Raw genomic sequence first — 25,565 nt, forward strand, 5'->3', positions numbered from 1 at the left:
TCCCCCTCTGTTCCTCTGCCCTTGCCCGTGGCGCTACTGCGACGACCGCTCAGCGGCTGCCTCACGGAGCTGCTGGATGCCCTCGGCGCGTGAGGCAGCGGTCTCTCCGTACGGGAAGTTGTGCGTGAGCTCCGCTTCGGAAAATACGTCGCCAAGCCACAACGAGCAGTAATGGCCGGGCATGAAGCACGCCTCCAGGTCCGTGTGGATCCGAAGCACCTGCTCTGGCTGCACACCGGCCGACCGAAGCTGCTGCCATAGCTTTTCCTCCGGGTGGACCCCGACTCCGCCGGACGCCGTGAGGATCTGCTTCTCACCTTGCCCGTCGACGACCTCGAACGCGGCGAACCACTCGGTGCTCGCCGTGTCCCTGATGTCGTCAAGTACAAGGGGCCACCAGTTCTCGCGCTCGGCGAAGGCGCTCCGGTCGATCGCCCACAGCCGCTGCTCCAACTGCTCGAAGTCGGACTGTGCCGTGTGCGGGCTGTCCGCGGTGAGGATCGCGCCCAGAGCCTGGTCCAGCACTCCAAGTGACTCTGCGAAGGCTTCCGGAGTCGAATTGACCGGACGCACTGCCTCGTTGAGGTCCAGCAGCACGGCGTGCACGGCGCCCTCGTGGTCGGCGCAGATCTCGAACCCGCGGTCCGACCCGAGCCGTGCCCACGTCCGGCAGCTCTCGTCCATCACCCTGCGCCCGACGGAGTCGGCATACTCGTGCAACGGCACGGCCTCGTCGGGGGACGTGGCGAAGTACGGGCCCACCTGGAGAGGAACGGTGATCTGCGCAATCCGCTGAACGCTCGGATGTGCACCGCCGGCGTCACTCCCGGTCCCGGAGCTGAAGGAGCGAAGGGCGTCTTCGGAATTTCTCATGGGTGAATCCGCCTAACCAACCGACTCGTAAACGTCCCAGAGAACATGATCCCACGCTGGAAGGGGAGGGGCGTCCTCGGCATCCCAGTCGAAGTCCTCCGACCATGCGGGCTCTACCCCTTCAAAAGGAAGCGCATCGACGTGGATCATCCGCTCTCTCAGGGAAACGGCCACGCCCTCCGAGTCGGTGATCTCTTCCGACACCGAGAAGTCGAAGTTGGGGCGCTCGGACTGGAGGAGATAGAGGAAGTAGACGAACGAGTCGAGGCTCTGGTTCAGCGGACGGGCCCGGTACTCACCGTCCGGCAGGGAGTAAACCATTCCGGAGACGGGGTCCAAGACCACGCCGTCCTCGTAGATCCCTCCGATCACCAACCAGTTCTCCCAGCCCTCCGGCATGTCCTTGTACTGGGAGAAGTGGGGCAGCTCCGCGCAACGGGCGAAACAACCGACCGGCTCCACGTCATTCAGCCGCCCATCGACGAAGAAGAAAGAGCTACGGTCGTCCGGAAGTCCGACACTGGCCAGAATCGTCCGGGCCGCCTCGTTCAGTTCGTGCGGCAGGTTGGCTTCCTGCAGGGTCACGAGCTCTTCCGAGGGGAATACCGACTCCATCATCGTGCGGTTGATGAGCTGTGGCATACATCGTCCTGTCGCATGTTCGTCACTAGTGCTCGCCATCCTATCGGAGGCGGCTTTTTGGAGTCAATTGCTACTTCTTTTTGGGCTTAATTCCGTCAAGGTATTGCTTCATCTGGTCGTTGCCGCGCTTCTTGGAGTCCTCGGTTTCGCCGTACTCGACGCTATGCGAAACCTGTACCCCATCAGGGAGATGTTTCGACATCCAGGCGCTACAGTCCACCGAGCCCTTCCCCGAAGTACACGGCTCACGTTCCGTGTAGAGCTCTTTCATCCCGTGCGTCGTTCCGGCGTCCAGGAAAGGTATGCCGACCTGACGCTCTGAATGCGCTCCCGGCCACTTACTGCGCCCGACAAGGACGAACTCGTCGTCAGCTCCCTGCTCGCCATGACGGGTCGCAGCGTAGTTCCGACTCGTGAATTTGTCCTTCTTCTTCCTGCCGTAATCACTTTCGGCATCGCGTGCCGTGCGTGTGGCACGCGAGAGATCCGTGCTCCCGAAGCCAACCTGCCGGGAAGGCTTCTTCTTTCGATCGGCCTTATCGGGCAGCGGGTATTTCGATGCCTGTCTCGCCGGAACGCTGTCGCCCTGAAGCCCGAGGGGGGACAGTCGCTTGCGGTCTTCATCGGTCAGATCCCGATGCCCTTGGTCCGTCAAGCGTGTGGTCTTGCCCTTGTCGTCAACGAAGTACGTCGGAGCATGGCCGCTGGAGGACTTCTTGTGAATGCTCTGAAGCTCGGTCGCGATTCCGGCATCGTTCTCGTGGTGGTTCTTCTTCATCTGCTTGACGCCGCGTGACATATCGTCGTCGAGATGCTTGGCGGTCCTCTTGACGCCGCTCTCCAACCCCTCGATGACTTTGTCGATCATCGGCGCGGCAGCATTGGCTATGGCGTCCTTCCCGCGGGTGCGTCCGTGATGGCTCTTGGCCCGCCCGATCTTGCCGCCCGCTTTGTTCCGGAAGGTGCCGCCGGCGCTCTGCAGGCCGGTGACGGCGCCGTCATGGGCATCAGGGTCGAAGGTGAAGCCACCGCTTCCGGCGCCACCACCGCCGCCTCTGCTTCCGCCACCACCACCGCCTCCTGAGTCACCGCCCTCGTCGCCGGCGCTCAGCAACTGCATGGCACCAGCTGCGGACTTCCCGGCGCCCTTTCCTGCCTCAGCCGCGTGGCCGACGTCTACCCCCTTCTGCAGGCCGAGGGCATTGGAGCCGAGCTGAACGACCAGGTCGCCGACCATCGCTCCGAGAGCTTCCTCGATCGGGCTCAAGGCGGTGCTGACCACTCGCTCGACGACCTGCTCGCAGACCTCCTTGATGATCCTTTTCACGGCGACACGGGTAATTTGCGTCCCGGCCACTGCCCCCAGCTCGGACAATCCGAACGTGAAGGGCGCCGCAGCCTGTGCGGCGATCACCTCGGCGGCGAGGATGGCGAGTTGAGCGATGGCGGCGATTTTGGCGCCCTCGATGAGGACCGCGACAGCGTCCATGGCTGTGCCGGCCATTCGCCCGCACTCGGCAAGACCCTTCAGGTGCTTACCGTTGACTTTGCCCCAATGTGCATTGAGAGCCTGGATCCCCAGCGAGCCGCCCGCAGTGCCGACAAGGCTCTGGATGGCCTGATGCGCTTCGTTGGCACCGTCGCCAATGTCATCAGCAAACCCACGAAGGGCATCGGCCATGTCGCGGTAGTCGTCCTCGTCCACGTTCGGCCACGAAATGCCGATGATGTCGAGAATTTCATCCGCCCAGCCCGGCAGCACAACACCCACGCGAACATGCCCCCCATTAGTCAAAACCGCATGCCAGGATAGACGTTGTTTGACCGAGGCCGGTTCCTCACGAGGCGTTTAGGCCGCCGCGAAGCCAGTTGCCAGCAGCCATGCGAGTCGCTCACGTGGCCCCCGGTCGGCGCCGAGCCAAGCTGCCCCCGGAGCCGCCTCCACCGACCTGCCACCACACCGTGCCTCAAGCTCTTGGTCCGTGCCGCGCAGGGGGCTACGGCCGGACTCACGACTGGAGTCAGCCAGCCGCCCCCACCACGAGGGACTCAGCTGCCGTAGTTCCCGGAACGGGCGAGACCTCAGAGCTGGGCGGAGTCGTTTCTGCTGCCCCGGATGTGGAATACGCGGTGCCCTCCGTCGATTGGTCTCCTACAGAGATCATGGGAAGGGGCACGGTGGCCGAGGTGATGTTGTTCCGGCGAGGCTCGGAGGGGCGAGACGTCGAGCTGCCCGGCTCGGCGGTGACGCTGGAGGTGGAGCTACAGCGGCGGGTCGAGGCTGGCCTGGAGCAGATGCTCGGCGTCCGGTTTCTGGCGTCGGAGTACCCGACCGGTCCGTGGCATCGGGGGCGGATCGACACTCTGGGACTGGACGAGAACGGTAGCCCGGTGGTGATCGAGTACAAGAGGGGCGCCGACAGCGGGGTGCTGTCGCAGGCCGTCTCCTACCTGTCCTGGCTGGAGTCGGCGCACCACGAGTTCGAGGCGCTCGTACGGAACGTGCTGGGCGCGGAGGCTGCGGAGTCGATCAACTGGCGTCGCCCACGGATGGTCTGCATCGCGGCGGGCTTCTCCCATCACGATCGCGTGGCCGTGCAGCGGTTGCCCGAGCGGATCGATCTGGTGCGCTACCGAATCTTCGGGGGTGGCCTGCTGAGCCTGCTGCGGGTGGACCCCGCGCCCGGGCCGCCAAGCGCCGCTTCGCCTCGGCGGAACCGAGAGAGGGACAGAGTGGTCGAGCGCCCGCCGGCGACAACGGTTCCGATGGGTCCTGACCTCGCCCCGGAGTGTCTGCGGGACCTGTACGCGGAGCTGGACGACGCTCTGACGGCGTGGGACGAAGTCGATGTGGCACCCCTGCGGCATTACATCGCCTACCGGCGGCTGGTGAACGTGGCATCGGTGCTGTTCCGTCCGAAGCGCGGGGCGATCTTGGTCTATCTCAGACTCGACCCGGACACCGTCACTCTGGAGGAGGGCTTCACCCGGGACATGCGCGGCATCGGGCACCTCGGGACCGGGGACCTGGAGGTGCGGCTCGCCTCGGCAACCGACCTGGAGAGGGCAGCACCTTTCATCCGGCGAGCATTCGAGGCGGCGTAAACCACGCAGAGGGTGGCGCGTCAATCTCTTTTGCCGCGCCACCCGTCGCCGATTCAGAGCAGCGTGCGCTGTGGGCTCGCCACAGTTTGCCGCCGATAGCTGAAGCTACCGCAATCCCCCTGCACGACCCTCTTGGCTCATACGGTCGCGAGCAGCCTTCTCGGCAGCACTGCACAGAGGGCGATCTTCCTCTGGCTCAGCTTGAAACGGATCTCAGGGGCAACATGATCCACACAGAGTCTGGCCACGTGCACAGGGCCGTTCTCGGGCGGGTCTGACCAGTCGCTGGACGTTACGGCAGAGGCGCATCCGGGCCGATCAGAAATGCATCTTGAGGGAGCGGGCTGGCGGCGGCGATGAGTTGACGGGCTGTGGCATGGGCCTTGCCTGCGGCATCACTCATGGTTCCGAGGGCGTGGCTGGTGATGGCGCCCTCGTACAGCAGCAGGAGTTGCTCGGCAAGCAGGTCGGGGGCGGGAGTGCCGGTCGCCTCGGAGAGTTCGAGCAGCCGCTTGCGCAGCGCCTGTTTGGTCGCGGCGACCGTGGTGCGGATCGGACTCTGCGGACCTGCCAGTTCGGTGACGGCATGGGTGAACGAGAAGCTGCGGAGTCCTTGATGGGACTCGGCACACGAGCGCAGGGCATCAAAGACTGCCAGCAGCCGGGCGCGTGGGTCAGGTCCTGCATCGTCGACACACTGATCAAATGTCAGCCGCCAACGGATCTGGCGTCCGTCTAAGTAAGCGAGAAAGTGCTCGGTGTTCATGAGGTGCTCCTCCAGGGTCTCGGGTCGGCTTACGGCGATCGAGAAAGCGTGGGTGTTGTAGAGGCGCAGGGGTGAGACGACTGACCATGTAATGGGTATGCTGACTTTATATCAGTTACTCTAGCATGGAGTAAGGCTTGAAGTTTCCTTTTTCCGATTACGCGTTCGGGGCAGGGTTGTCGACCGACCTTGTCAACACCGCCCCGGTGGTCCGTAGGAGCACAGGTGAGGTACTGGTCGGCCCGGCCAGCCTGGGGCAGTTCCTTGCTGAGCGCGAGGTCTACCCCGATGCCTTGGCGCATGTCAGCGGGCCCTCGGAAGGCGATCTGGAAGAGGTGCGCACCCTCCGTCAGGAGGTACGCACCCTCCTTGAAGTCAGCGCTGAAGACGATCTCGTCGGCGGTGCCACTGCGATGGTCATGCGCGCTGGCGTAGGGCCCGTGCTGCATCGCGACGACGAAGGCCGATGGCAATGGTTTGTATCGACCGTGCCAGGCGTGCCGCTCGCCTACGAACTGGCCGTCGTCATGGGTACTGGACTGCTAGGTGCACTGCGCACCTTGAGTCACGATCGCTTCCGGCACTGCAGCTCGCCTGAGTGTGACGGAATGTTCGTCGACACAAGTCGCGCCGGACGCCGCCGATACTGCATGCCAGAGGTGTGCGGAAATCGCCAAAATGTCGCCAACTTCCGTGCCCGTCGGCAAGAACGCTAAGAGACCGGGGGTGAGGCTGGGGCCGCATCCGCCGCGAGGGTGGTGACGGGAGCACCACATCAGCGCTCTTCACGGGCGACGTCAGCCGATTGGAGGCAGGTGATGGTGCTCCCGTCACCATCGGCTTGTCGAGCGGTGTGCCCAGCGCCCCTCGCCGGTGGCGTCCGGCGAGGCAAGTCTGGAGTGCGGGCTACAACATCCCGTGTACCAGGAGGCGCTGTCATGGCCGACGACAAATCCCTCGAACCTGCCGTACCCCGTGCGCGCGGCGCGGTCCCGCCCGTCGCGGAAAATATGGACACCGTCACCAATCTCTGCGCCGCTCTCTTCGCGGAGTTCCGCCGGTACGACCAGCGCATCAGGGCCCGGCAGTACCTGGACGGGCTGCTGCATGCCCAAGGACGCAAGTCGATCGCCAACATCGCCGGAGCAGTGGGTGTGCCAGGAGACGAGCAGCGGCTGCACCACTTCGTCAGCAGCTCGCACTGGGCTTGGAGTCCCGTGCGCAGAGCCCTGGCCGCCTTCCTGGAGGACGACAGCGTGCCCGCCGCCTGGGTGGTCCTGCCGGTGTCCATTCCCAAGGCCGGTGAGCACAGCGTGGGTGTGACTCGGCACTTCTCCTACGACGATGGACAGGTCGTCAACGGCCAGCAGGCGTACGGAATATGGTACGCATCGGACCAGACGGTCGCCCCGGTGAGCTGGCGCCTCCATGTGCCCGATTCATGGCTGCGAAGCCGTCGGCGGCACGCCAGCACGGAAGCTCCCGAGCTTAGCGCCGCCACCCCCGAGGCGTGCATCGCGGGACTCTGCGACGACGTGCGCCGGTGGGGGGACCCAGCACGTCCGGTCGTGATGGATGCCCGAGGAGCGGGCGAAGAGCGCTGCCTGGCCAGCCTGTTCGGCGCAGAAGTACCGGTGGTCGTGCGGATCAGCGGGCACGCCCGACTGATGCTCGATGAACAGGTCCGGTCCGGGCAGGACGGACGCTCAGCGCCGGCACGGACCCTGCTCGGCACGGAGGGCCGACTGCGCTGCGTATTGCGGAACCCTAGCCCGGCACCCGCGCAGCGACGTCCGGTGGCAGTCGCCACGGCGGCCGTGCGGCTGCCTACCCGACGGGGCCCGGAGGACGCGACCCTAGGGACCGCGGGCCGCCTCAACCTGGTCGGAGTGTGGCACGAGCTGCGTCGACCTCCTGCCGAGGTGTGGCTCACGAACATGGATGAATTACCGTTGACGTCAGTACTGCGTACGATGAGGCTCATCCATGCTGCCAGCAGCGGTTGGCGGACTCGGGGCGAGGCCGTCGGACTGCAGGATTACGGTGGACGTTCCTTCCACGGCTGGCACCGCCACATGACGCTGGCGTCCTGCGCCTACGCGCTTTCGTCACTGCCCTCCGCGAGCCCGGTTCACTGCTCGGAACTGTCGGCGTGAGCCGCCGGCCCGCCGCGCTTCTGCCGCAGCAGATCGTGCGTGCGTTGCAGCCGCAGGGCCACTTGGACTTCAAGGGCCCGGTCCGGCTTCAGCCAGTCGACGCCGAGCAGTTCGGTAATCCTCTCCAGCCGGCGGGAGACGGTGTTGGGGTGTACGTGCAGGACCTCGGCCGCATAGGTCGGGCTACCGCCGGCGGCGAAGTAGGCGTCGAGGGTTCTGGTGAGCTCGGTCATCCGCTGCGCGTCGTAGTCCAGAATCGGTCCGATCGTGGTGGTGATGAAGCTCGCGGCATCGCGGTTATCGGACAACAAGACGCCCAGGAAGCCCAGGTCCTCGGGTGAGGCGTAGGCACCCACATTGTCGAGCGAGACGAGTGCATCAAGACAGCGCAGGGCTTCCTGGTGGGCCTGCTGGACCAAGCCGGGGCTGGAGACCGGGCCGGCCGCGCCCACCGTCACCGGATGCCCGAACAGTGGGGTGAGCTCGACGGAGACCGCGTGTGCCGAGGCGCTGGGGTCGGTGGCCGGTAACAGCAGGGCTATGCAGCCGCTCTGGATGCTCCGGAACCCGTCCATACGGCGGGCGTACGAGGCCGCCCAGCTGGCCGCCCGTCCCGGTGTCCCGCCTTCCGGGCGGATGACGAGGACCACGTGCGGCCGTTCAAGGTCGATGCCGAGCCTCCGGGCGCGCTGGATGAACTGCTTGGTGGGGCGGTACGGAGCCGCCAACAGATCCTCGAACAACTCGTCGCGGAAGGAGGTCGCGGCAGCCTCTTCACCGCGCTGCACCTGGAGCAGAACGGCAACGGACTGGGCCGCCGCGCTCAGCAGCGGCAGCCCGGTGTCGTCCAGGGGCTCGTCGGGGTGGAGGAGCAGGACGGCAAGTTCCTCGTTGCCCGCTGTGACCGGCACGACCCAGGTACCGGTGGCGACGGCGATTGGCATCCGCTGCGTGTAGGCGGCCTGACAGGCGCGAAGCACATCGACGTCGTCGGCGGCCGGCACCGTCCCGTGGCCGGCGAGCGGCCGTTGCTCCACATCCTGTACGAGTACGGCACCCCGTAAGACACTGGCCATTTCAGTGACTAGCGAGTTCAGGCTGTTCCCGGCGAGCGCGTGGTCCACCAATCTGGTGTGCAGATCCCCTAGCCTGCGGAACTCGCCGAGCAGCGACGCCGTCCGTGAGCTGTCGGACCTCAGGCTGACAACATCAGCGTGACTACGTTCAAGGGTGCGGGTCTTCTCGATGGCCACGGCGGCCATGTCGCCCAGCGAACTCATCAACGAGACGTCGCCGACGGTGAAGTGCCGCACGTTGCGGCCAGCCGCGTACAGCACGCCGAAGGCGTCGTCGCCAAACAAGAGTGGGGCCGCAATGATCGCGCGCAGTCCCTCTGCCCGCACTACGTCGTCTAGCACGTCGCTGTGCCGCACTCGTTCGTCCGACAGGTAGTCAGGCGTCCACAACGGCACGGAGTTGTTGATGGCCTCCTTACCGATGCCAGAGGAATACGGGACGCGGTACCCGACGGTGAGGGCCGACGCATGGCCGTCGGCCGTGCGGACGTAGCTGTCCCCAGCCGCGGCATCGCGAAAGGTGATGTACGACATGTCGAGGCCGAGCAGCGTGCGGGTGCGCCGGGTGATGGTCTTCAGCAAGGCATCCAAGTCATACGGGAGAGTCAGGTCGCGTGCGGTGTCCACCAGCGCGGAGAGTTCGGCTTCCCGTTGCTGGCGGCGGGAGAACAGTGTGTGGACCTTAGCGGCCAGGTACTCCGCCCGCTCCAAGCGGGGCAGAGCGTCGGCTTCCAGCCCGGCCGCTCGGGCGCGTCGGACCAGGTCTTCGAGCTCTGCTGGCGGGGCCTCTGCTGCCAGTAATTCGAGAATGGTGAGCATTTCGCCGATTCCTGACCTTTCGGCCCTGTTCATCTATTCCTCGCCTTTCCCATCGGAACGAGAGTCAGCGTCACGTGTTCGCGCTGATCACTCGCTATGTGTCTCAGCCCTATCTCCCCCAACACTCAACGATGTTACCCAATGTGATAGAGGTCACTTTGTGTGGGTGGTGCTCGCACCACCATCCACGCGTTCCGGTCTGTCACCGGGTCACCTTCCGGGACGACCGAAAAGCGAGAAGAGTATTGGTCGGCACGAACAGTGCCGACCAGACTCGGGAGGATCAGTGTCCGAAGTGCAAAGTCACCTCAAGTCGCTGGAGCGTTGCAACCGGGCCATGACAGACCCGGGCCGTCCTCGTACATTCTTCATGACAGATCGCGAGTGGGATCTACTCGACGAGGTTTTCCCGCCGGTCTACTCGCCGTCGACCGGTATTGCGCTCGACTTTCTCGGGCTCACCGGACCACATACAGACAAGCGCCAGTCATCCCTGTTAGAGGTCGGCTGTGGTACCGGAGTGATTTCCGTTCAGGCGGCGCTTGCCGGTTGTACGGTTACGGCCGTGGATATCAACGAAAAGGCAGTGGAAAACACCCGCTTGAACGTCCGGCGGCACAGTGTAGCCGACCGCGTGACGACAGTGCACAGCGATTTATTCGCGACGCTCGATGACGGAATGCGATTCGACCGGATCTTCTGGAGTTCCAACTACGTGTTAGCTCCTGCAGACTACTCCTACAGGTCGATCCGAGAGCATGCGTACGTTGACCCGGGCTACCGCACGCACCGCCGATATCTAACCGAATCTATGGACTATTTGACGGACAATGGATCAGTTCTGCTTCATTTCTGCGACAGAGGCGATATGTCGGGTCTCGAAGCGATCGCCGCGGAGTGCGGCCGCCGGTTGCGTGTCCTGCGACACCGCCCGGTCCTTGAGGGGGCGGATCTGGTCGAACACATGCTGATTGAAGTCCTCCCGACACAGCAGGGTTCTGGGAGTCACACAGAACGGATCGTCGTCCAGGGCGGCCGGCGCGGCGCACGCCACACCAGGAAGGGAGCGATCACGGAGCAATGCTGGCCGGCACGTGTCTGACGACCTTCCGTTCCCGAATCACCGCTGTGAGGGAGACCGTACACACTGATGCGCACTCTGCTGGTTGACAACCACGACTCATTCACTCACAATCTCTTCGACTATCTCGCGCGGCTTTCCGGACACGAGCCGACTGTGGTCCGCAATGACGATGCACATTGGCGGATCGGCCATCTGGCGGATTTCGATCGGGCAGTGGTCTCGCCGGGACCGGGAAACCCCGCACGCCCAGCCGATTTCGGAATATGCTCGGAGATCATCCAAGCCTCGAAGATTCCACTGCTCGGGGTATGCCTCGGACACCAAGGAATCGCTCTGGCCAGTGGTGGTTCCGTGGAGTTGGCGCCGGAACCCCGACACGGCCGCAGCTCACCCGTACTGCACACCGGAACGGACATCTTCGCCGGACTCCCATCCCCCTTCGACGCCGTGCGGTATCACTCGCTCGCTGTTACCCGGCTGCCCGGTGACTTGGTGGTGACGGCCTGGACATCCGACGGAGTGGTGATGGGGCTGCGACATCGGGACCGGGAGCTGTTCGGTGTGCAATTCCATCCGGAATCAATCGGCACGGAATATGGGATGCAGCTTCTGGGGAACTTCCTGGGCACGCCCGAGGCGGATCGGATGACGCCGCGACTTTCTCGAAAGCGCGTCCCACGCAATGAAGTTGAGCGAAGGGGGAAGCGCCATGCATTTGCGCATCAACCGTCTGTGGCAGGCCACCGGCTGAAATTCATTGCGGAACGGCTGCCCACTCGCTGGAGCGACGAGCTCGCCTTCGAACGGTTGTACACAGCGGGGCCGCACTCCTTCTGGCTGGACAGCAGCAGGACCGACGGCGACCTCGGCCGCTTCTCCGTCATGGGTGACGCCTCAGGCCCGCTCGCCCGCGTCGCCACGGCGGATGTCTCCAGCAGCACGGTCCAGGTCAAGTCGCGCACCGGCACCGAGATCGTCACCGGCGATTTTCTGAACTGGCTCGACGAGGACCTGCGTGGCATGACCACCACCGTGCCGCGACTGCCCTGCGACTTCGCGCTCGGTTGGGTCGGGTACTTGGGCTATGAGCTCAAGGCGGAGTGCGGAGGGGAAGCAAAGCACCGCGCGGCGGAACCGGACGCGATGATGGTCTTCGCCGATCGTGCCGTGGTCTTCGACCACCAGGAAGGCCAGACCTACCTGCTCGCCCTGGCAGAGGAGGACGCCGACTCGCAGGATGCTGGAGAGGACGCCGCGCGAGCCTGGCTGGCCCAGACGGCAGCCAGACTCGGTGAACTGATCGGCCTGGAGCCCGGGCCGGCCCCCACTCCTCCGGCAGCCGGAGTACAGGTGGAACTGCGCCACGGCCGCCGGGAGTATTTGAGCCTGATCGAGGCCTGCCAGGACGAGATTCGCGCTGGCGAGTCGTACGAGATCTGCCTCACCAACATGGCCGAAGCGCAGGTGGACTTGGACCCCTGGCAGAGCTACCGGCGCCTGCGCCGGGTCGCCCCGGCACCATTCGCCGCGTTGCTGCGCTTTGACGAACTGGCAGTGCTCAGCAGTTCACCGGAACGCTTCTTGCGGGTCGGGGCGGACGGCACCGCAGAGTCCCGGCCGATCAAGGGGACCAGGCCCCGCGGGGCGACACACTCACAGGACGCTGCGCTGGTCGCCGAGCTTCGCACGGACGAGAAGGAGCTCGCGGAGAACCTGATGATCGTTGACCTCGTCCGCAACGACCTGGGCCGCTGCGCGGAAGTCGGCTCGGTCACCGCCACCGATGTCTTCCGGGTGGAAACGTACGCGACCGTCCATCAGCTCGTCAGCACCGTCACTGCGACCCTGCGTCAGGGCAGTAGCGCGGTCCGCTGTGTCCAGTCAGCATTCCCAGGCGGGTCGATGACGGGCACACCCAAGGAACGGACCATGCAGATCATTGACCGGCTCGAAGGCAGCGCCCGGGGGATCTACTCGGGAGCGATCGGCTACTTCTCCCTCACCGGGGCCGCCGACCTGAGCATAGTTATCCGCACGGCCGTCCTCACCCCGGGACACGTCCGATACGGAATCGGCGGCGCGATCACAGCACTGTCCGACGCGGTCACAGAGTTCGAGGAGACCGCCATCAAGGCGCGCCCGCTGCTCGCGCTGACCTCAGGTACCTTCCCGGGGCACCGGTCGGCCCCAGCGGTGCCCGTGAGCGAGACCAGGTGCTGACCGCTGAGGCGTCGCATCGCTGACGCCACTGGGGTCCGAGCCGAGTGAGATCCGCACCGACGATCACCCGCGAGCCGCCTCTCCAGGTGCGTGCCGCCTCCAAGCGGCGCGGGCCCGGCGGGGCGGCCGTTAGCCGCGCGGGCGACAGTCCCATCGGTCCTCCAGCACGCCGAGAAGCTCCATGTGGTCCCTCACCCCCTCCTGGAACTCTCTAGTAGCCAGTTCCACCGCCATCTGTTCGATGTCGATGCCCTGCTGTCGCAGGCCCGACAGCACTGTGTCTGACGTCGCGGACCCTCCCGACAAAGTGTCGCCGCGCAGCCGCCCCAGCCGGCCCACTGCACCGAGCGTGCCCTCCGACAGCGCATGGACGGTGCTCCACGCCACCAGCTCCTCCACGCGGCGCACGGCCACCGCCTCGGGGGCCGGAGCAGGGGCAGCCGCCCAAACCAGGCGCTGCGGCCGGGCTCCCGAAGGCCGCAGCTTCCGCCAGCGCTCGGTGCCGAGGCCGTCCTCGTAGACGGCATAGGCCGCCCGGGCCAGGGCCGCCGCCGATCGTCCGCGCAGCGGCGCCGCTGCGTCCTTTGGCGCCGCGTCGAGCCGGGCATCCACCACGGACTCCAGCCGTGCAGCGCCGAAGGAGGCCACCGAGGCTCCGCCCGGGGCACGCCGGGCGGCCAGTGCCCGCTCCAGACCGTCGAAGTATGCCTCGACCACGTCGCCGTAGCGCTGCACCGAGTACAGGTGCACGGCGTTCACGCCGATCCCCTCGGCCACGCAGTCGCTCAACACCTGCATCCCAGACGCTGTGCAGGGCACCTCGACCAGCAGATTCGGCCGGTTGACCGCAAGTGCGAAAGCTCGCGCCGCGGCGGCCGAGGTAGCGGTGGCGAACCGCGGGTACAGTTCCGCACTCACCCAGCCGTCACGCCCGCCCGTCGAGGTGAAGACCGGTCGCAGCACATCACAGGCCCAGCGAACGTCGTAGCAATGGAGCGCGTGCGCTGCGTCCTCCGCGCTGGTGCCCCGCTCGCGCAACAGGTCGATCTGCTCCTGGTACGCGGTGCCGTCCCGCACCTCGCGCACCAACTCCCTTAAGGACAGGACGGCTCCGGTGACGCAGGCATCGGCCATCCGCCGGCCCAACGATCCGTCCGCGAGCGACCGGCGGCTCACCCCGTCGAGCCACACCGTCACTCCTTCGTGCACCAGGTCCGACAGCACGGCACCGGCACGAGGGACCTCGTCTTCTCTCACGTCTTGCTCACCGCTCCTTTCGTTGCTGAGCGCCAGCCCTTACTCGTCGTCCGCAGTGGTGCCGGACATCGATCTCGTGTCAGTGGTCATCTCCGGCTGCTCCCAGGGGATGGTGCCGTCGCGTATCCAGATCACGTACACGGCGGTGCCGACGAGGGCGAAGAGCACGACAGCCACGGCAATCACAGTCGCCGCTCCAGATGTGGGGCGAGGAGGGCCGCGACGGGGGCGCCGTAGGTCTCAGCGATGCGTGCCAACAGATCCGCGGGCGGCGCGGTGTACTGCTGCGACCCCATGGTCTCCAGGGCCCTGGTGGCCACGGCACAACCCAGCGCGATCGCCACGTGGTCCGGCAACCCCCAGCTCGTACCGGCGAGGAAGCCGGCCCGGAAGGCGTCGCCGACGCCGGTGGGGTCCACGATGGCTGACGGAGGGACGGCGGGGAAGGCTCGCGGCGTATCGCCGACTGCCTCAACGATGACGCCTTCCGTGCTCCGGGTGGTGATCCACGCGCCGACCCGCGAGAGGATCTCCTCCCGGTCCCAGCCGGTAAGTTCGCGCAGCAGCTCGGCTTCATAGGCGTTGGTGAACAGCCACCGCGCACCAGTGACCAGCTGCCGCGCCTCGGTGCGGGTCAGCCGGGCCAGTTGCTGGGAGGGATCCGCGGCGAACGGCAGCCCCAGTTCACGGCACTGCTCGGTATGCCGGAGCATTGCGTCGGGGGCGTTAGGGGAGACCAACACGAGATCGAGCCCGCCGGCCCGTTCCGCGACGCGAGCGAGGTCGATCGTCGCAGCCTCCGCCATGGCACCGGCGTAGAACGAGGCGATCTGGTTCTGGTCCAGGTCGGTGGTACACATGAAGCGCGCGGTCTGTGCCATGTCGGTCACGAGCACCTGATCGGTGTTAACGCCGTGTTCCTTCAGCCAGATCCGGTACGTATCGAAGTCCGTGCCGACCGCGCCCACCAAGTACGGTGTCAGCCCCAGGACACCCAGGCCGAAGGCGATGTTGGCGCCGACTCCCCCGTGTTGTACCTCCAGGTCGTCAACGAGGAAGGAGAGCGAGACGCGGTCCAGCTGATCGGGCATCAACTGATCGGCGAACCTTCCAGGGAAGGTTGCCAGGTGGTCGGTGGCGATGGAACCGGTAACGGCGATACGCACGGCATCCCCCAGGAGTCGCTTGCAGTAGTCGGTGATGGTTTGGTCAGACGTGGACGCGACAGTCCTGTGGGCTCCGTGCGTCGAGGAGCCTGCAAACGTCGTGGTGGACCGCGAAGGCGGCCGAGGAACGGTTGAGCGTGATGTAGTGCAGGCCGGGGGCGTCTTCGGCCAGCAGACGGTGCGCCATGGAAGTCGCATGCTCGACGCCGACGCGGTACGCAGTGTCCGGATCATCGCGGGCGGCTTCGAGCCGGTGCGCCAGATCCTCGGGGAAAGCCGCGCCGCTGAGTTCGGCGAAGCGACTGATCTGGCGAACGTCGGTGGCCGGCATGATCTCCGGGATGATCGGGACTTCGCAGCCAGCCGCGGCCACCCGGTCGCGTAGCCGCAGATAGTCCTCGACGTCGAAGAACATCTGGGTGACGGCGTAGTCCGCGCCGGCCCGGCATTTGGCAACGAAGTGCCGGATGTCGCTGTCCCAGTCCGGCGAGCGTGGGTGCCGCTCGGGGAACGCCGCGACGCCGATGCTGAAATCGCCGAGTGAACGTACCAGTTCGACGAGCTCGAACGCGTACCTGCAGCCCTGCGGATGCGGGGTCCATGGGCCCTTGGGATTGCCCGGCGGGTCGCCGCGCAGCACGAGGATGTCCCGGATGCCAGCGTCCGCGTATTGGCCGATGATCCGCCGCAGTTCGGCCACCGAGTGGCCGATCGCCGTGAGGTGAGCGACGGGGCGCAGCGTCGTCTCGGCCGCGATGTTCCGGGTGACCTCGATTGTACGGTCCCGCGATGAGCCGCCGGCGCCGTAAGTGACAGATACGAACGTGGGGGAGAGCGCCTCGGTTCGGCGGATCACCTGCCACAGCTTGTCCTCTCCCGCTGGTGTCTTCGGCGGGAAGAACTCGAAGGAGAAGGAGGGGGTGCTACCGCGCACAGCGGAGCGCAAGGGCTGCCCTGCCGTGGTCGGTATGCTGTGCTGTCCGGACACGGTCATCGCCCCGCGGCTGCGCGGAGGGCGTCAGCGCGGTCCGTGCGTTCCCAGGTGAAGTCTGCCAGCTCACGGCCGAAGTGGCCGTAGGCGGCGGTCTGGGCGTAGATCGGGCGCAGCAGGTCGAGGTCGCGGATGAGGGCGGCCGGACGGAGGTCGAAGACGTCGGTGATGGCCTGTTCGATCGTTGTGCTCTCGACGGTGTTGGTACCGAAGGACTCGACGAACAGGCCAACGGGCTCGGCCTTGCCGATGGCATAGGCGATCTGAACCTCGCAGCGGGTCGCGAGGCCGGCGGCGACGACATTCTTCGCGACCCAGCGCATCGCGTATGCAGCCGAACGATCCACCTTGGAGGGGTCCTTGCCGGAGAAGGCGCCGCCGCCGTGGCGGGCCATCCCGCCGTACGTGTCGATGATGATCTTCCGGCCTGTCAGTCCAGCGTCCCCCATGGGGCCGCCGATCTCGAAGCAGCCGGTGGGGTTGACCAGCAAGCGGTAGCCGTCCGTTTCCAAGGTGATCCCCTCCTCGGCGAGCTCCTTGAGCACCACCTCGACCACGTGCTGGCGCACGTCCGGGGCGAGCAGTGAGTCCAGGGCGATGCCGGGGGCGTGCTGCGAGGAAACCACGACCGTGTCGAGCCGGACCGGCTTGTCGCCGACGTACTCGACAGTGACCTGAGTCTTGCCGTCGGGGCGGAGGTAGGCGAGTGTGCCGTCCTTGCGGACCTCCGTCAGCTTGTGGGAGAGCCGGTGGGCCAGATATATGGGCAATGGCATCAGCACGGGCGTCTCATCGCACGCATAGCCGAACATAAGGCCCTGGTCACCGGCGCCCTGCCGGCTCAGCGCGTCGTCCCGCTCACCAGTGACGGACTCCCCGCTCCGCTGCTCGTACGCGATGTCGACGCCCTGCGCGATATCGAGAGACTGTGCGCCGATCGATACCGACACGCCGCAGGAAGCGCCGTCGAAGCCCTTCGCCGACGCGTCGTAGCCGATCTCCAGGACGGTGTTGCGGACCAGGCTCGGGATGTCGGCGTACGCCGTCGTCGTCACCTCGCCGGCCACGTGGACCTGTCCAGTGGTGATCAGCGTCTCGACGGCGACTCGCGAGGTGGGATCCTGGGCCAGCAGCGCGTCGAGGACGGCATCACTGATCTGGTCGGCAATCTTGTCGGGGTGCCCCTCGGTCACGGACTCCGAGGTGAACAGACGGCGGGACATGACACTCCTCATGACGGGTGGTGGGGGGAATTAACGGCCGGGTCAAGTCGTCCGTGAAGGGGCGTGGGGGCGGCTCACCGGAGGCAGTTCCAGACTTCCGGTCTCTGGAGCCCAGGTGACCGAGACCAGCGCGCCGACCAGGGAGAGCGTGCAGCCGAGCAGCATGACCGCGCTGACGCCCCAGGCCGCCATGCCCATCGGCACAAGGAAGGTGCCGACGGCGGCTCCGACACGGCTCACCGCGGCGGCGAAGCCGATGCCGGTGGCCCGGATCTCGGTGGGGAACACCTCGCTGGGGTACACCGCCTGCAGCACGCTGGACGCGGAGTGGAACAGCGCGAAGATGGCGAAGCAGACGGCGATGGCCCACTGGGGGCCGTGCGGCCACAGCCCCAGAACGAGCAGGGCGCTGGCGGTGACCAGAAACGGCCAGCTCAGCAGCTTACGTCGGCCCACCTGGTTAATCACCATCATCCCGGTCAGGCAGCCCACCAGCAGGAATACGTTGAGCAGCAACTCACCGATCCCGTCGTCGTGCGCTCCCAGCGAACCCATCACCTGCGGCGCAAAGGTGGAGATCGCGAAGAATGGCGTCACCTGGCAGAGCCAGAACACGCTGGCGAACAGCGTCCGCCGGATGTAGGGGCGGGAGAACAGCGCGGCGTGCCCCGTGGTGATAGGCGCAGAACCGGGCTCGGTGCGCTGGAGCCGGTGGCCGAGCCAGCGTTCGCTGATCGCCTCCGCCTCCGCGAACCGACCCTTGCTCACCAACCAGCTCGGCGATTCCGGCGTGCCCAGCCGGGCCAGCAGGACCACCAGGGACGGGACTGCACTGCTGGCGAGGATCCAACGCCACAGGGAATCGTTGCTGCTCCAGGACGTCAGGGCGATGCCGAGCCCCGTCGCCAGCGTGTAACCGACGTACCAGAAGACGATGAGGGAGGCCAGCAGCCGCCCTCGGCGCTTCGGGGGTGCGAACTCCGCCACCAGGGAGCCGGAGATGGCGTAGTCCGCGCCTACTGCAGCTCCCATGACGAGCCGTACGGCAAGTAGTTGTACCGCGTCCTGGACCACCAGTTGCAGCAGCGAGCCGATCAGGAACACCAGAAGGTCGATGAGGTACATCTTCTGCCGGCCGATCCGGTCGGTGAGCCGGCCGAAGACCAATCCCCCGAAGAACAGGCCAATCAGCGAGGCCGCGCCAATGAGCCCGGCCCATACCGGGGACAGCTCGAGATCGGCGCGGGCGAGGGGCAGCGCGGCACCGACCACGCCGAGCACCCATCCGTCGCAGACCTCGCCGCCCCCGGCGCACACCGCGACCCGGGTCTCGAACCGGCGGACGCGCCGGAGATCGGGACCGGCGGGGCTGGGGCCGGGTGCCCGACGGGTATGCGTGACTGACATGTACCCTCTCCTCCTTCTCAGTAGTGCCGGGCCGTGCTATCGGCTCGCCATGAGATCCAGCGACAGGTTCATGCGGTCAGGCGGTGGGACGTCGAGTTCGGCGCTCTCGGTCAGCACGGCCATCTGCAGCTTCCTGATGCGGTGGGACGGCGCGATGCCGAGCTCTTCGGTGAGCGTCTTATGGAGCCGGTGATAGGCCTCCAGGGACTGTGCCGTGCGCCCCGACCGATACAACGCGATCATGTATTGGGCATGCAGGTTTTCCTGCACCGGATGACGGGAGACGAGCGTGCTGAGTTCAGAAAGCAACTGATGGTGAAGACCCAGCCGCAATTCCGAGTCGATGCACTGCTCCAGCGTGGTCATTCGGAGGTATTCCAAGCCCGTAACGAATGCCTGGATATGTGGACCGTGCTGTACGTCCATCAAGGTCTGACCACGCCACAGACCGAGCGCTGAGCGAAGGGAAGAGGACGCCAGAAGGTCATCCTTGCGTGTCTGCGCCTGTCGGAATTCTGCTAGATGCCGGTCGAGGGAATGCATATCGAGCGCACCGTCTTCGACCCGTAATACATATCCTTGGTGACACGTTTCCAGAATCCGCTTGCTCTCCTCCAGGGTTCTACCAGAAGGCCCATGGGACAGCGCCTGTCGTATCTGGAAGACCCGAGTATGCACGCTCTGCACCGCGCTGCACGGTGCCGCTTCGCCCCACAGCTCCTGGACACAGACGTCCAGTGCCACCGGGGAATTTGAGTTGAGCAGCAAGAGGGCCAGCAACTGACGTGTCTTCGGCGCGGACGGGAGCAGGGAATCACTCCCCTCAGTCAGAGAAAGTGGGCCGAGAACTCCGAACTTCATTGAACTCCCTCTCATGCAGACGCCTTTTCGAGGATCCGACGGCGAAGATGGGTCGACAGGAAATGGAAACACAATGCTCGGCACTGGTGATTTCCCTCGCTCGAAGAACAAGCTAGCTACACCGTGAGGGCCACGCCAGCCAATGCCTGAGACTCTGTCATGCACGCCCGAATTGGCCCCATTTACACCCTGTCGTCGACGCTTCGGTATCGAGCGGTGAGCGAATCGATAGAACACCCTGCTTTGCTGTTTACATCCCACCGGCAGGAGTTAACGGGGCTGCCGCCAGAACCAATTCGCAGGACAACGGAGGGACCCCATGGCAAGACGTCTGGTCATATTCGACTGTGACGGAGTTCTCGTCGACAGCGAGACGCTGAGCTCACGCGTCATGCGGGACATGGCATCCGCAGAAGGGCTTGACTTCTCATCGAAGCAGGCACTCGAATTCATCCGGGGCCGGAAGGTCGCCGAATGGGTCGAGCAGCTGGAGGAACGGCTGGGCAGGGCCCTGACGCCCGACTTCGTGCCGCTGTTCCGCAAGCGGGCGGCGGACCTGTTCACCGCCGAGCTGCGGCCCGTTCCCTATGTGCAGCAGGTCGTCACCAACCTTGAGGTCCCCTTCTGCACTGCCTCCAGTGCGCCGCGCGACAAGATCCACCACACCCTGGGCCTGACTGGCCTGCTGCCCTTCTTTCAGGACCGCATCTACAGCGCGTACGAGGTCGGTGTCTGGAAGCCGGATCCCGGACTGTTCCTGCACGCTGCGGCCGACCTCGGCGTATCGCCCGAACACTGCGCGGTCGTTGAGGACAGCCCGGTAGGCGTCCGGGCCGGCGTCGCCGCCGGCATGACCGTTTTCGGCTACGCGCCGCGAGACAGCGGGACGCACACCGCCCTGGTCGCCGAAGGGGCCCACACCTTCAGCTCGATGACGGAGCTCCCAGGACTCCTGGATCGGTGGCTCGCGGCAGCTCTGGCCGAGTTTGCGGCCGGGTGACACCACACGTGCGACACCACGACAGCGCACTGGCGGCCAGCCGGCCCGCATGTGTCCCTCAGCACGTCTAGCCCCTCCGGACAGACCGAGTCGGAAAGGTTGCATTCTCATGCCACGTGTTCTCGAAGAGCTCCAGAGCGTTGGTAAGTCAGCGGAGATCTGGTGGGATTCCTCTCCACTTGACTTCCCCAGGTGGCGCGATGGCCAACTGGCCACTGCACCCGACACCGAGACCAGGGAACGGTGGCAGGGCCAGCTCGACCGCTTCCTGTGTCCGACCGCGCCCGACCGCTCCCTGGTCCGCGGCATCACGACCAACCCATCCCTGGTCGCGCAGAGTGTCCTGGCCTCCCCGGAGAGCTGGCGCGAGGACATTCAGGAGCTCATCCGCTACCAGCTGGACCCTGATGTGGAGAGCACCTTCGCGCTCGTCTATGAGGAGGCACTGGGCCGCGCGGCGCGCGAGATGCTGCCTATGTGGCGGGCGACCAACGGCCGATACGGCTGGGTCTCAGGACAGCTGGACCCCCGCTACATGCTCAACGCCGACCTCATGCTGGAACAGGCGCTGCGCATCGCACGGATTTCACCGAACCTCATGGTGAAGGTTCCCGGTACCAGGGAGGGCTACCAGGTCATCCGCCAGCTGGTGGCCCGCGGCATCTCCATCAACTCCACGCTGTCATATACCGTTCCGCAGTTCATGGCCTGCGCCGAGGCGGTCGAATCCGGGCTGAAGCAGGCACACAATCAGGGAATCGATACCAGCCGATGGCGCGCAGTCTTCACGCACATGATCGGGCGCTTCGGAGCCAACAACGACCTCCGGTACGAAGCGGCCATCCGCGAGATCGAGCTCTCCCAGACCGATGTCCGCTGGGCCGAGGTTGCCATCCTCAAGCGCATCCACGCCCTGATTCAGAAGAACGGACACCCGCTCAAGCCGCTGCTCTCCAGCCTTGAGGTCGACGATCCGGCCAAGGGCACCGACACCCTGAGCATGCACCTAGAGCAGAGCGCCGGCGGCGCGATCGCCTATACCTGCAAGCCCCAGTTCGTGGGCGACGTACTGCGCCGCGAAGGCGAACTGCCCGCCTTCGACGAGCGTGCCATCGAGCAGGAGATCCCGGAGGACGTCCTGGAGAAGCTGCTGTGGCTGCCGTCCTTCCACCGCGCCTACGACCCGATCGGCATGAGCCCTGAGGAGTTCGCCCACTACGGCGCCTTCATCACCACCTACGCCGAGGTGATGGCGAACACGCGCAAGCTCATCGACTTCGTCGCCCACCAGTTCCAAACCATCACCGCCTCCGCGCAGCCGCTACTGCTCTCCTGAACCGGCCCACCGACCCACGATTCCTCCCACCACCCAGGAGGTGTTCCCATGCATCAGTCCCTGGCGCTCTGGAGCCACCCCCGGTCGATGTCGACCGCACTGGAGCGCTCGTTCATCGAACGAGGCGACTTCAAGGTCTTTCACGAAGCCTTCGCCTACGTCTTCTTCATGCACGAAGAGCGTGCCGCCATCCCACACAAGAACCCGGACCCCGACCACCCTCTGACCTACCCGGACATCAAACGGATGATGGAGTCGGCACGGCACGAAAAGCCCGTGTTCCACAAGGACTTCCCATACCACTGTCTCGACCACCTGCTCAATGATCCCGAGTACCTGCTCGGCCAGGTCAACACCTTCCTGATCCGGGACCCCGAGGAGGCCGTGCTCTCGCACGCCACCATGCACCCGGATCTCACCCGCGAGGTGCTCGGCTACGAACAGCTCGCCAAGACCTTCGACTTCGTACGAGAACTGACCGGCAACGTCCCGCTGGTCATCAACGCGGCGGACCTCGCCACCCGCCCCGAAGCCACGATCGCCGCCTACTGCGTGCGCGCCGGGATCCCCTTCCTGCCCGATGCCCTGAACTGGCCGGCGGGCGAGCAGCCCGAGTGGACCACCTGGAGCGGCTGGCACACCGATGTGGCCGCGAGCAGCGGCCTGCAAGCACCGCAACGCAACTACCGCTTCAGCTACGAAACCCGCCCCGACCTGCGCGAGTTCGAGCGCTACTGCCGTCCCTTCTACGAGCACCTTGACCAGTACCGGCTACAGCCGGCCAAGGAGGTAACGTTATGAACGTCAGCACGGTCATCGTCACGGGCGGGGCCAGCGGAGTCGGACGAGCCCTGGTGGGTCGTCTGCTGGACGCCGGCAAGACCGTCGTCACCTGTGACATCGACGAGCCCGGCCTGAAATCGCTGGCGGCGGAGCACGAGGGCCGGCCCCTGGATACTCATGTCGCTGACGTTGCCTCGCACGAGGACTGCGACGCATTCATGGACCAGGTCCTCGCCGCCCACCCGGACGTGAACGGCCTGGTTAACAACGCGGGCCTCTACCTCGGCCAGCCGGTATGGGAATACGACGACGCCACCATCGAGCGCGTGATTGCCGTCAATATCAAGGGCCCGGTATGGCTCTCCCGGCGCTTCGCCGACCATCTGCTCCCCGCCGAGCGGCGCGGCGCCATCGTCAACCTGGCCTCAGTGGCTGGCGAAGTCGGCAGCTCCGACGCCCTGTACGGCACCGTCAAGGCCGGCGTCATCGGCCTCACGAAGTCCAATGCCATGAACTTCGCCCCCTACATCCGGGTCAACGTCGTCTCGCCGGGCCTCATCGTCAACACGGCGATAGCCGACCGAATACCGGACTACCGCTATGCCGAGTACAAGCGTCAGGAACAGCTGGACGGCGACATCCGCCCCGAGTACGTGGCCGATGTGTGCGCCTACGCGCTCAGCGACGAGTCTCGCACACTGACCGGCGCCCTGCTCCGCGCCGACAACGGCTGTTACCCGCGCTGAGCCCGGCCCGTACGCTTCTGAGGAGAACCGTGACTTCCCCTACTGACAGCTCCAAGCCGCTCATCATGCTGGTCGGCATGGGCGATCTGGTAGCCAAGGTCCTCACCATGTTGCTCAGCGACCCGGCGACCAACCGGATAGTCCTCGCCGGGCGCGACACCGAAACCATCCGCCGACGTGGCAATCTGGCTCTGTTCACCGCCACCAACCTCGGTCACCACGGCACGGTCGACACCGTCCATGTCGACCTGCGCGATGTCGACGCCACAGCTCAGACCCTGGCCCAGGTCCGGCCCGACATCATCTTCATGGGCGGCTCACTGCAGTCCTGGCGGGTCATCACCGCTCTGCCCAAGGAGATCTTCGACGAACTTGACGAGGCTCAGTTCGGTCCTTGGCTGCCGATGCACCTCACCCTCAACCTCCTGCTGATGCAGGCGGTCCGGGAGTCGGGCGTTGACGCCAAGGTCGTCAACGCCGCTTTCCCGGACGCGGTCGGCCCAGTCCTCGACAAGGTCGGCCTGGCGCCAACGATCGGTGTCGGCAACGTCGCCAACATCGTGCCGGCCCTCACCCTGGGCGCCGCGCACCTGCTGGACGCGGACCCCGCCGACGTAGAGCTGCGGCTCACCGCTCAGCACTACTTCAGCCACTACGTACCGCGCTTCGGCGATGCCGGCCGCGGCGCTTACCACCTCGGCGTGCGGGTGGCCGGAAGGCCAGCCGAGGTGGACCATGCCGCCCTCTTCGCCCAGCTCGACAACCGGCTCAAGCGGCTCGGCGGCGTCGACGGCCAGCTGCTGACCGCCTCCTCCGCCGTACGGGTGCTGCACGGTATGGCGACGGACAGCGGAGTGCTCGCTCACGCTCCCGCACCCAACGGCTTGCCCGGCGGCTACCCGGTACGGGTCCACCAGGATGGCGCCGTCCTTGATCTGCCCGAAGGCCTCGGGTCCGACGAGGCGATCCGGCTCAATGAGGAGTGTCAGCGCGCCGACGGGATCGACCGCATAGGCGAAGACGGAACGGTGTACTTCGCCGAGCCGGAGATGGCGATCATGAAGCGGCTGCTCGGCTATGAGTGTCCGAGCATGAAGCTCGGTGACGTCGCCGAGTGGGCTGACGAACTGGACGCGAAGTACCGGGTGTTCGCCGCCCGCTTCGCCTGATCCACCGACGCCGGACACGCCTATCCGACCGCCGCGCCGGCCAGGGAGCCATGCCCTGGCCGGCCCGCTCACCCACCCCCTTGCTCCGCACCCCCGAGAGAGTCGGAGGACCACCATGACCACACCCACTACCGCAGCCACACCTGCCGAAGACTTCGAGGGCCAGTACGTCGGCACCCTCGTGGACCGCTGGGACGAGCTGATCAACTGGGACCGCCGCCGGGCGAGCGAGCAGGATTTCTTCGTCGCGCTCCTGAACGGGGCCGAGGCACACCGCGTTCTCGACGTCGCGGCCGGCACCGGCTACCACTCCGTCGCCCTAGCCCAGCAGGGCTTCGACGTCACCGCCGCCGACGGCAGCGCGCAGATGATCGAGCAGACCCGGCGCAACGCCACGGCCCACGGCCAGTCCTTCCGTGTGCTGCAGGCCGACTGGCGCAGCCTGCGGCACCACCTCGACGGACGCTATGACGCGATCGTCTGCCTGGGCAGCTCATTCCCCCACCTCTTCCAGGAGGCCGACCGGCGCGCCGTCCTCTCAGAGTTCTATGAGGCGCTCAATCCCGGCGGCGTCCTCATCGTCGACCACCGTAACTTCGACGCTATCCGGCGGCACCGGTACCAGAGCAGCGGCAACTACTACTACTGCGGCACCGGGGCGACTGTGACCGTCGCCCACATCGACGCCCAACTGTGCCGCTTCCAATACGACTTCCCGGACGGCGGCCAGCATCACCTGGAGGTCTACCCGATCCTCTCGACGGAGCTGTCGACGCTGCTCCTCGATGCGGGCTTCGACACCGTCCAGACCTTCGGTGACTTCCAGGACCACTTCGACATCGACGGGGTGGACTTCGTGATCCACGTCGCCAGGAAGTCCTGATC

At 65.9% G+C, this 25,565-nt stretch carries 23 protein-coding genes; 11 read left to right on the forward strand and 12 right to left on the reverse strand.

Annotation, left to right across the window (positions count from 1 at the left end; translation table 11 throughout):
• Positions 1 to 33 precede the first annotated feature (33 nt).
• The 3 genes from ACQP17_RS06725 to ACQP17_RS06735 form a co-directional block, all read right to left on the reverse strand.
• Positions 34 to 873, reverse strand: a complete 840-nt coding sequence (locus ACQP17_RS06725) for a nucleic acid/nucleotide deaminase domain-containing protein (RefSeq protein WP_433855419.1) — start codon at positions 871 to 873, stop codon at positions 34 to 36.
• A gap of 12 nt (positions 874 to 885) precedes the next feature.
• Positions 886 to 1,515 carry an SUKH-4 family immunity protein gene (locus ACQP17_RS06730; RefSeq protein WP_433855420.1) on the reverse strand — a complete coding sequence of 210 codons (630 nt, stop codon included), beginning with the start codon at positions 1,513 to 1,515 and terminating at the stop codon, positions 886 to 888.
• A 70-nt stretch (positions 1,516 to 1,585) separates the two neighbouring features.
• Positions 1,586 to 3,286: a nucleic acid/nucleotide deaminase domain-containing protein gene (locus ACQP17_RS06735; RefSeq protein ID WP_433855421.1), complete on the reverse strand. Its 1,701-nt coding sequence runs from the start codon at positions 3,284 to 3,286 to the stop codon at positions 1,586 to 1,588.
• Positions 3,287 to 3,693: 407 nt separating this feature from the next.
• On the opposite strand from ACQP17_RS06735, the gene ACQP17_RS06740 reads away from it, so the two are divergent.
• The gene (locus tag ACQP17_RS06740) at positions 3,694 to 4,620 is read left to right on the forward strand and encodes a DUF5655 domain-containing protein (RefSeq protein ID WP_433855422.1); all 927 of its coding nucleotides are present in this window, start codon (positions 3,694 to 3,696) and stop codon (positions 4,618 to 4,620) included.
• Positions 4,621 to 4,912: 292 nt separating this feature from the next.
• Here the strand turns inward: ACQP17_RS06740 and ACQP17_RS06745 are convergent, their stop codons facing one another.
• On the reverse strand, positions 4,913 to 5,386 hold the full coding sequence (locus ACQP17_RS06745; RefSeq protein WP_433855423.1) for a hypothetical protein: 474 nt from the start codon (positions 5,384 to 5,386) through the stop codon (positions 4,913 to 4,915).
• Between the two features lie 137 nt (positions 5,387 to 5,523).
• On the opposite strand from ACQP17_RS06745, the gene ACQP17_RS06750 reads away from it, so the two are divergent.
• Both ACQP17_RS06750 and ACQP17_RS06755 read left to right on the forward strand, forming a co-directional pair.
• On the forward strand, positions 5,524 to 6,102 hold the full coding sequence (locus ACQP17_RS06750) for a CGNR zinc finger domain-containing protein (RefSeq protein WP_433855424.1): 579 nt from the start codon (positions 5,524 to 5,526) through the stop codon (positions 6,100 to 6,102).
• 222 nt (positions 6,103 to 6,324) lie between these two features.
• A complete protein-coding gene (locus tag ACQP17_RS06755; protein WP_433855425.1) occupies positions 6,325 to 7,542 on the forward strand; it encodes an IS701 family transposase in 1,218 nt (405 codons plus the stop codon).
• Here ACQP17_RS06755 and ACQP17_RS06760 read toward each other — a convergent pair.
• Positions 7,518 to 9,437, reverse strand: a complete 1,920-nt coding sequence (locus tag ACQP17_RS06760) for a helix-turn-helix domain-containing protein (RefSeq protein ID WP_433855426.1) — start codon at positions 9,435 to 9,437, stop codon at positions 7,518 to 7,520. The genes ACQP17_RS06755 and ACQP17_RS06760 overlap by 25 nt on opposite strands.
• Before the next feature lie 286 nt (positions 9,438 to 9,723).
• Here ACQP17_RS06760 and ACQP17_RS06765 point away from each other — a divergent pair, with 286 nt between their 5' ends.
• Both ACQP17_RS06765 and pabB read left to right on the forward strand, forming a co-directional pair.
• Positions 9,724 to 10,539: a methyltransferase domain-containing protein gene (locus ACQP17_RS06765; protein ID WP_433855427.1), complete on the forward strand. Its 816-nt coding sequence runs from the start codon at positions 9,724 to 9,726 to the stop codon at positions 10,537 to 10,539.
• Positions 10,540 to 10,587: 48 nt separating this feature from the next.
• Positions 10,588 to 12,741, forward strand: a complete 2,154-nt coding sequence (gene pabB / locus ACQP17_RS06770; protein WP_433855428.1) for an aminodeoxychorismate synthase component I — start codon at positions 10,588 to 10,590, stop codon at positions 12,739 to 12,741.
• 129 nt (positions 12,742 to 12,870) lie between these two features.
• Here pabB and ACQP17_RS06775 read toward each other — a convergent pair whose 3' ends face one another.
• Genes ACQP17_RS06775 through ACQP17_RS06805 form a run of 7 tightly spaced genes read right to left on the reverse strand, consistent with a single transcriptional unit; the run spans position 12,871 to position 19,529 of the window.
• Positions 12,871 to 13,998 carry a transaldolase family protein gene (locus ACQP17_RS06775; protein ID WP_433855429.1) on the reverse strand — a complete coding sequence of 376 codons (1,128 nt, stop codon included), beginning with the start codon at positions 13,996 to 13,998 and terminating at the stop codon, positions 12,871 to 12,873.
• A gap of 39 nt (positions 13,999 to 14,037) precedes the next feature.
• On the reverse strand, positions 14,038 to 14,175 hold the full coding sequence (locus ACQP17_RS06780) for a hypothetical protein (protein ID WP_433855430.1): 138 nt from the start codon (positions 14,173 to 14,175) through the stop codon (positions 14,038 to 14,040).
• 5 nt (positions 14,176 to 14,180) lie between these two features.
• Entirely contained in the window at positions 14,181 to 15,164 is a 984-nt protein-coding gene (locus tag ACQP17_RS06785) for a carbohydrate kinase family protein (protein ID WP_433855431.1), read from the reverse strand.
• 43 nt (positions 15,165 to 15,207) lie between these two features.
• Positions 15,208 to 16,158 carry a methylenetetrahydrofolate reductase [NAD(P)H] gene (metF, locus tag ACQP17_RS06790; RefSeq protein ID WP_433855432.1) on the reverse strand — a complete coding sequence of 317 codons (951 nt, stop codon included), beginning with the start codon at positions 16,156 to 16,158 and terminating at the stop codon, positions 15,208 to 15,210.
• Complete coding sequence (gene metK, locus ACQP17_RS06795) at positions 16,155 to 17,378, reverse strand: methionine adenosyltransferase (RefSeq protein WP_433855433.1); 1,224 nt, start codon at positions 17,376 to 17,378, stop codon at positions 16,155 to 16,157. Before metK ends, metF begins: the two co-directional genes overlap by 4 nt.
• Positions 17,379 to 17,420: 42 nt before the next feature.
• Positions 17,421 to 18,785, reverse strand: coding sequence for an MFS transporter (locus ACQP17_RS06800; RefSeq protein WP_433855434.1), 1,365 nt, complete (start codon positions 18,783 to 18,785; stop codon positions 17,421 to 17,423).
• A gap of 36 nt (positions 18,786 to 18,821) precedes the next feature.
• The gene (locus ACQP17_RS06805; protein WP_433855435.1) at positions 18,822 to 19,529 is read right to left on the reverse strand and encodes an AfsR/SARP family transcriptional regulator; all 708 of its coding nucleotides are present in this window, start codon (positions 19,527 to 19,529) and stop codon (positions 18,822 to 18,824) included.
• Positions 19,530 to 19,965: 436 nt separating this feature from the next.
• On the opposite strand from ACQP17_RS06805, the gene ACQP17_RS06810 reads away from it, so the two are divergent.
• From ACQP17_RS06810 to ACQP17_RS06835, 6 genes are all read left to right on the forward strand, one after another.
• A complete protein-coding gene (locus tag ACQP17_RS06810) occupies positions 19,966 to 20,646 on the forward strand; it encodes an HAD-IA family hydrolase (protein ID WP_433855436.1) in 681 nt (226 codons plus the stop codon).
• 109 nt (positions 20,647 to 20,755) lie between these two features.
• Positions 20,756 to 21,982, forward strand: a complete 1,227-nt coding sequence (locus ACQP17_RS06815) for a transaldolase family protein (RefSeq protein ID WP_433855437.1) — start codon at positions 20,756 to 20,758, stop codon at positions 21,980 to 21,982.
• Between the two features lie 48 nt (positions 21,983 to 22,030).
• Positions 22,031 to 22,783, forward strand: a complete 753-nt coding sequence (locus ACQP17_RS06820; protein WP_433855438.1) for a hypothetical protein — start codon at positions 22,031 to 22,033, stop codon at positions 22,781 to 22,783.
• On the forward strand, positions 22,780 to 23,511 hold the full coding sequence (locus ACQP17_RS06825) for an SDR family NAD(P)-dependent oxidoreductase (RefSeq protein WP_433855439.1): 732 nt from the start codon (positions 22,780 to 22,782) through the stop codon (positions 23,509 to 23,511). The genes ACQP17_RS06820 and ACQP17_RS06825 overlap by 4 nt, the downstream gene beginning before the upstream one ends.
• A gap of 29 nt (positions 23,512 to 23,540) precedes the next feature.
• The gene (locus tag ACQP17_RS06830) at positions 23,541 to 24,680 is read left to right on the forward strand and encodes a hypothetical protein (RefSeq protein WP_433855440.1); all 1,140 of its coding nucleotides are present in this window, start codon (positions 23,541 to 23,543) and stop codon (positions 24,678 to 24,680) included.
• A 115-nt stretch (positions 24,681 to 24,795) separates the two neighbouring features.
• Positions 24,796 to 25,563: a class I SAM-dependent methyltransferase gene (locus ACQP17_RS06835; RefSeq protein ID WP_433855441.1), complete on the forward strand. Its 768-nt coding sequence runs from the start codon at positions 24,796 to 24,798 to the stop codon at positions 25,561 to 25,563.
• Positions 25,564 to 25,565 lie beyond the last annotated feature (2 nt).

Source organism: Streptomyces kronopolitis, assembly GCF_050953795.1.
Taxonomy (GTDB): Bacteria; Actinomycetota; Actinomycetes; order Streptomycetales; family Streptomycetaceae; genus Streptomyces; species Streptomyces kronopolitis_A.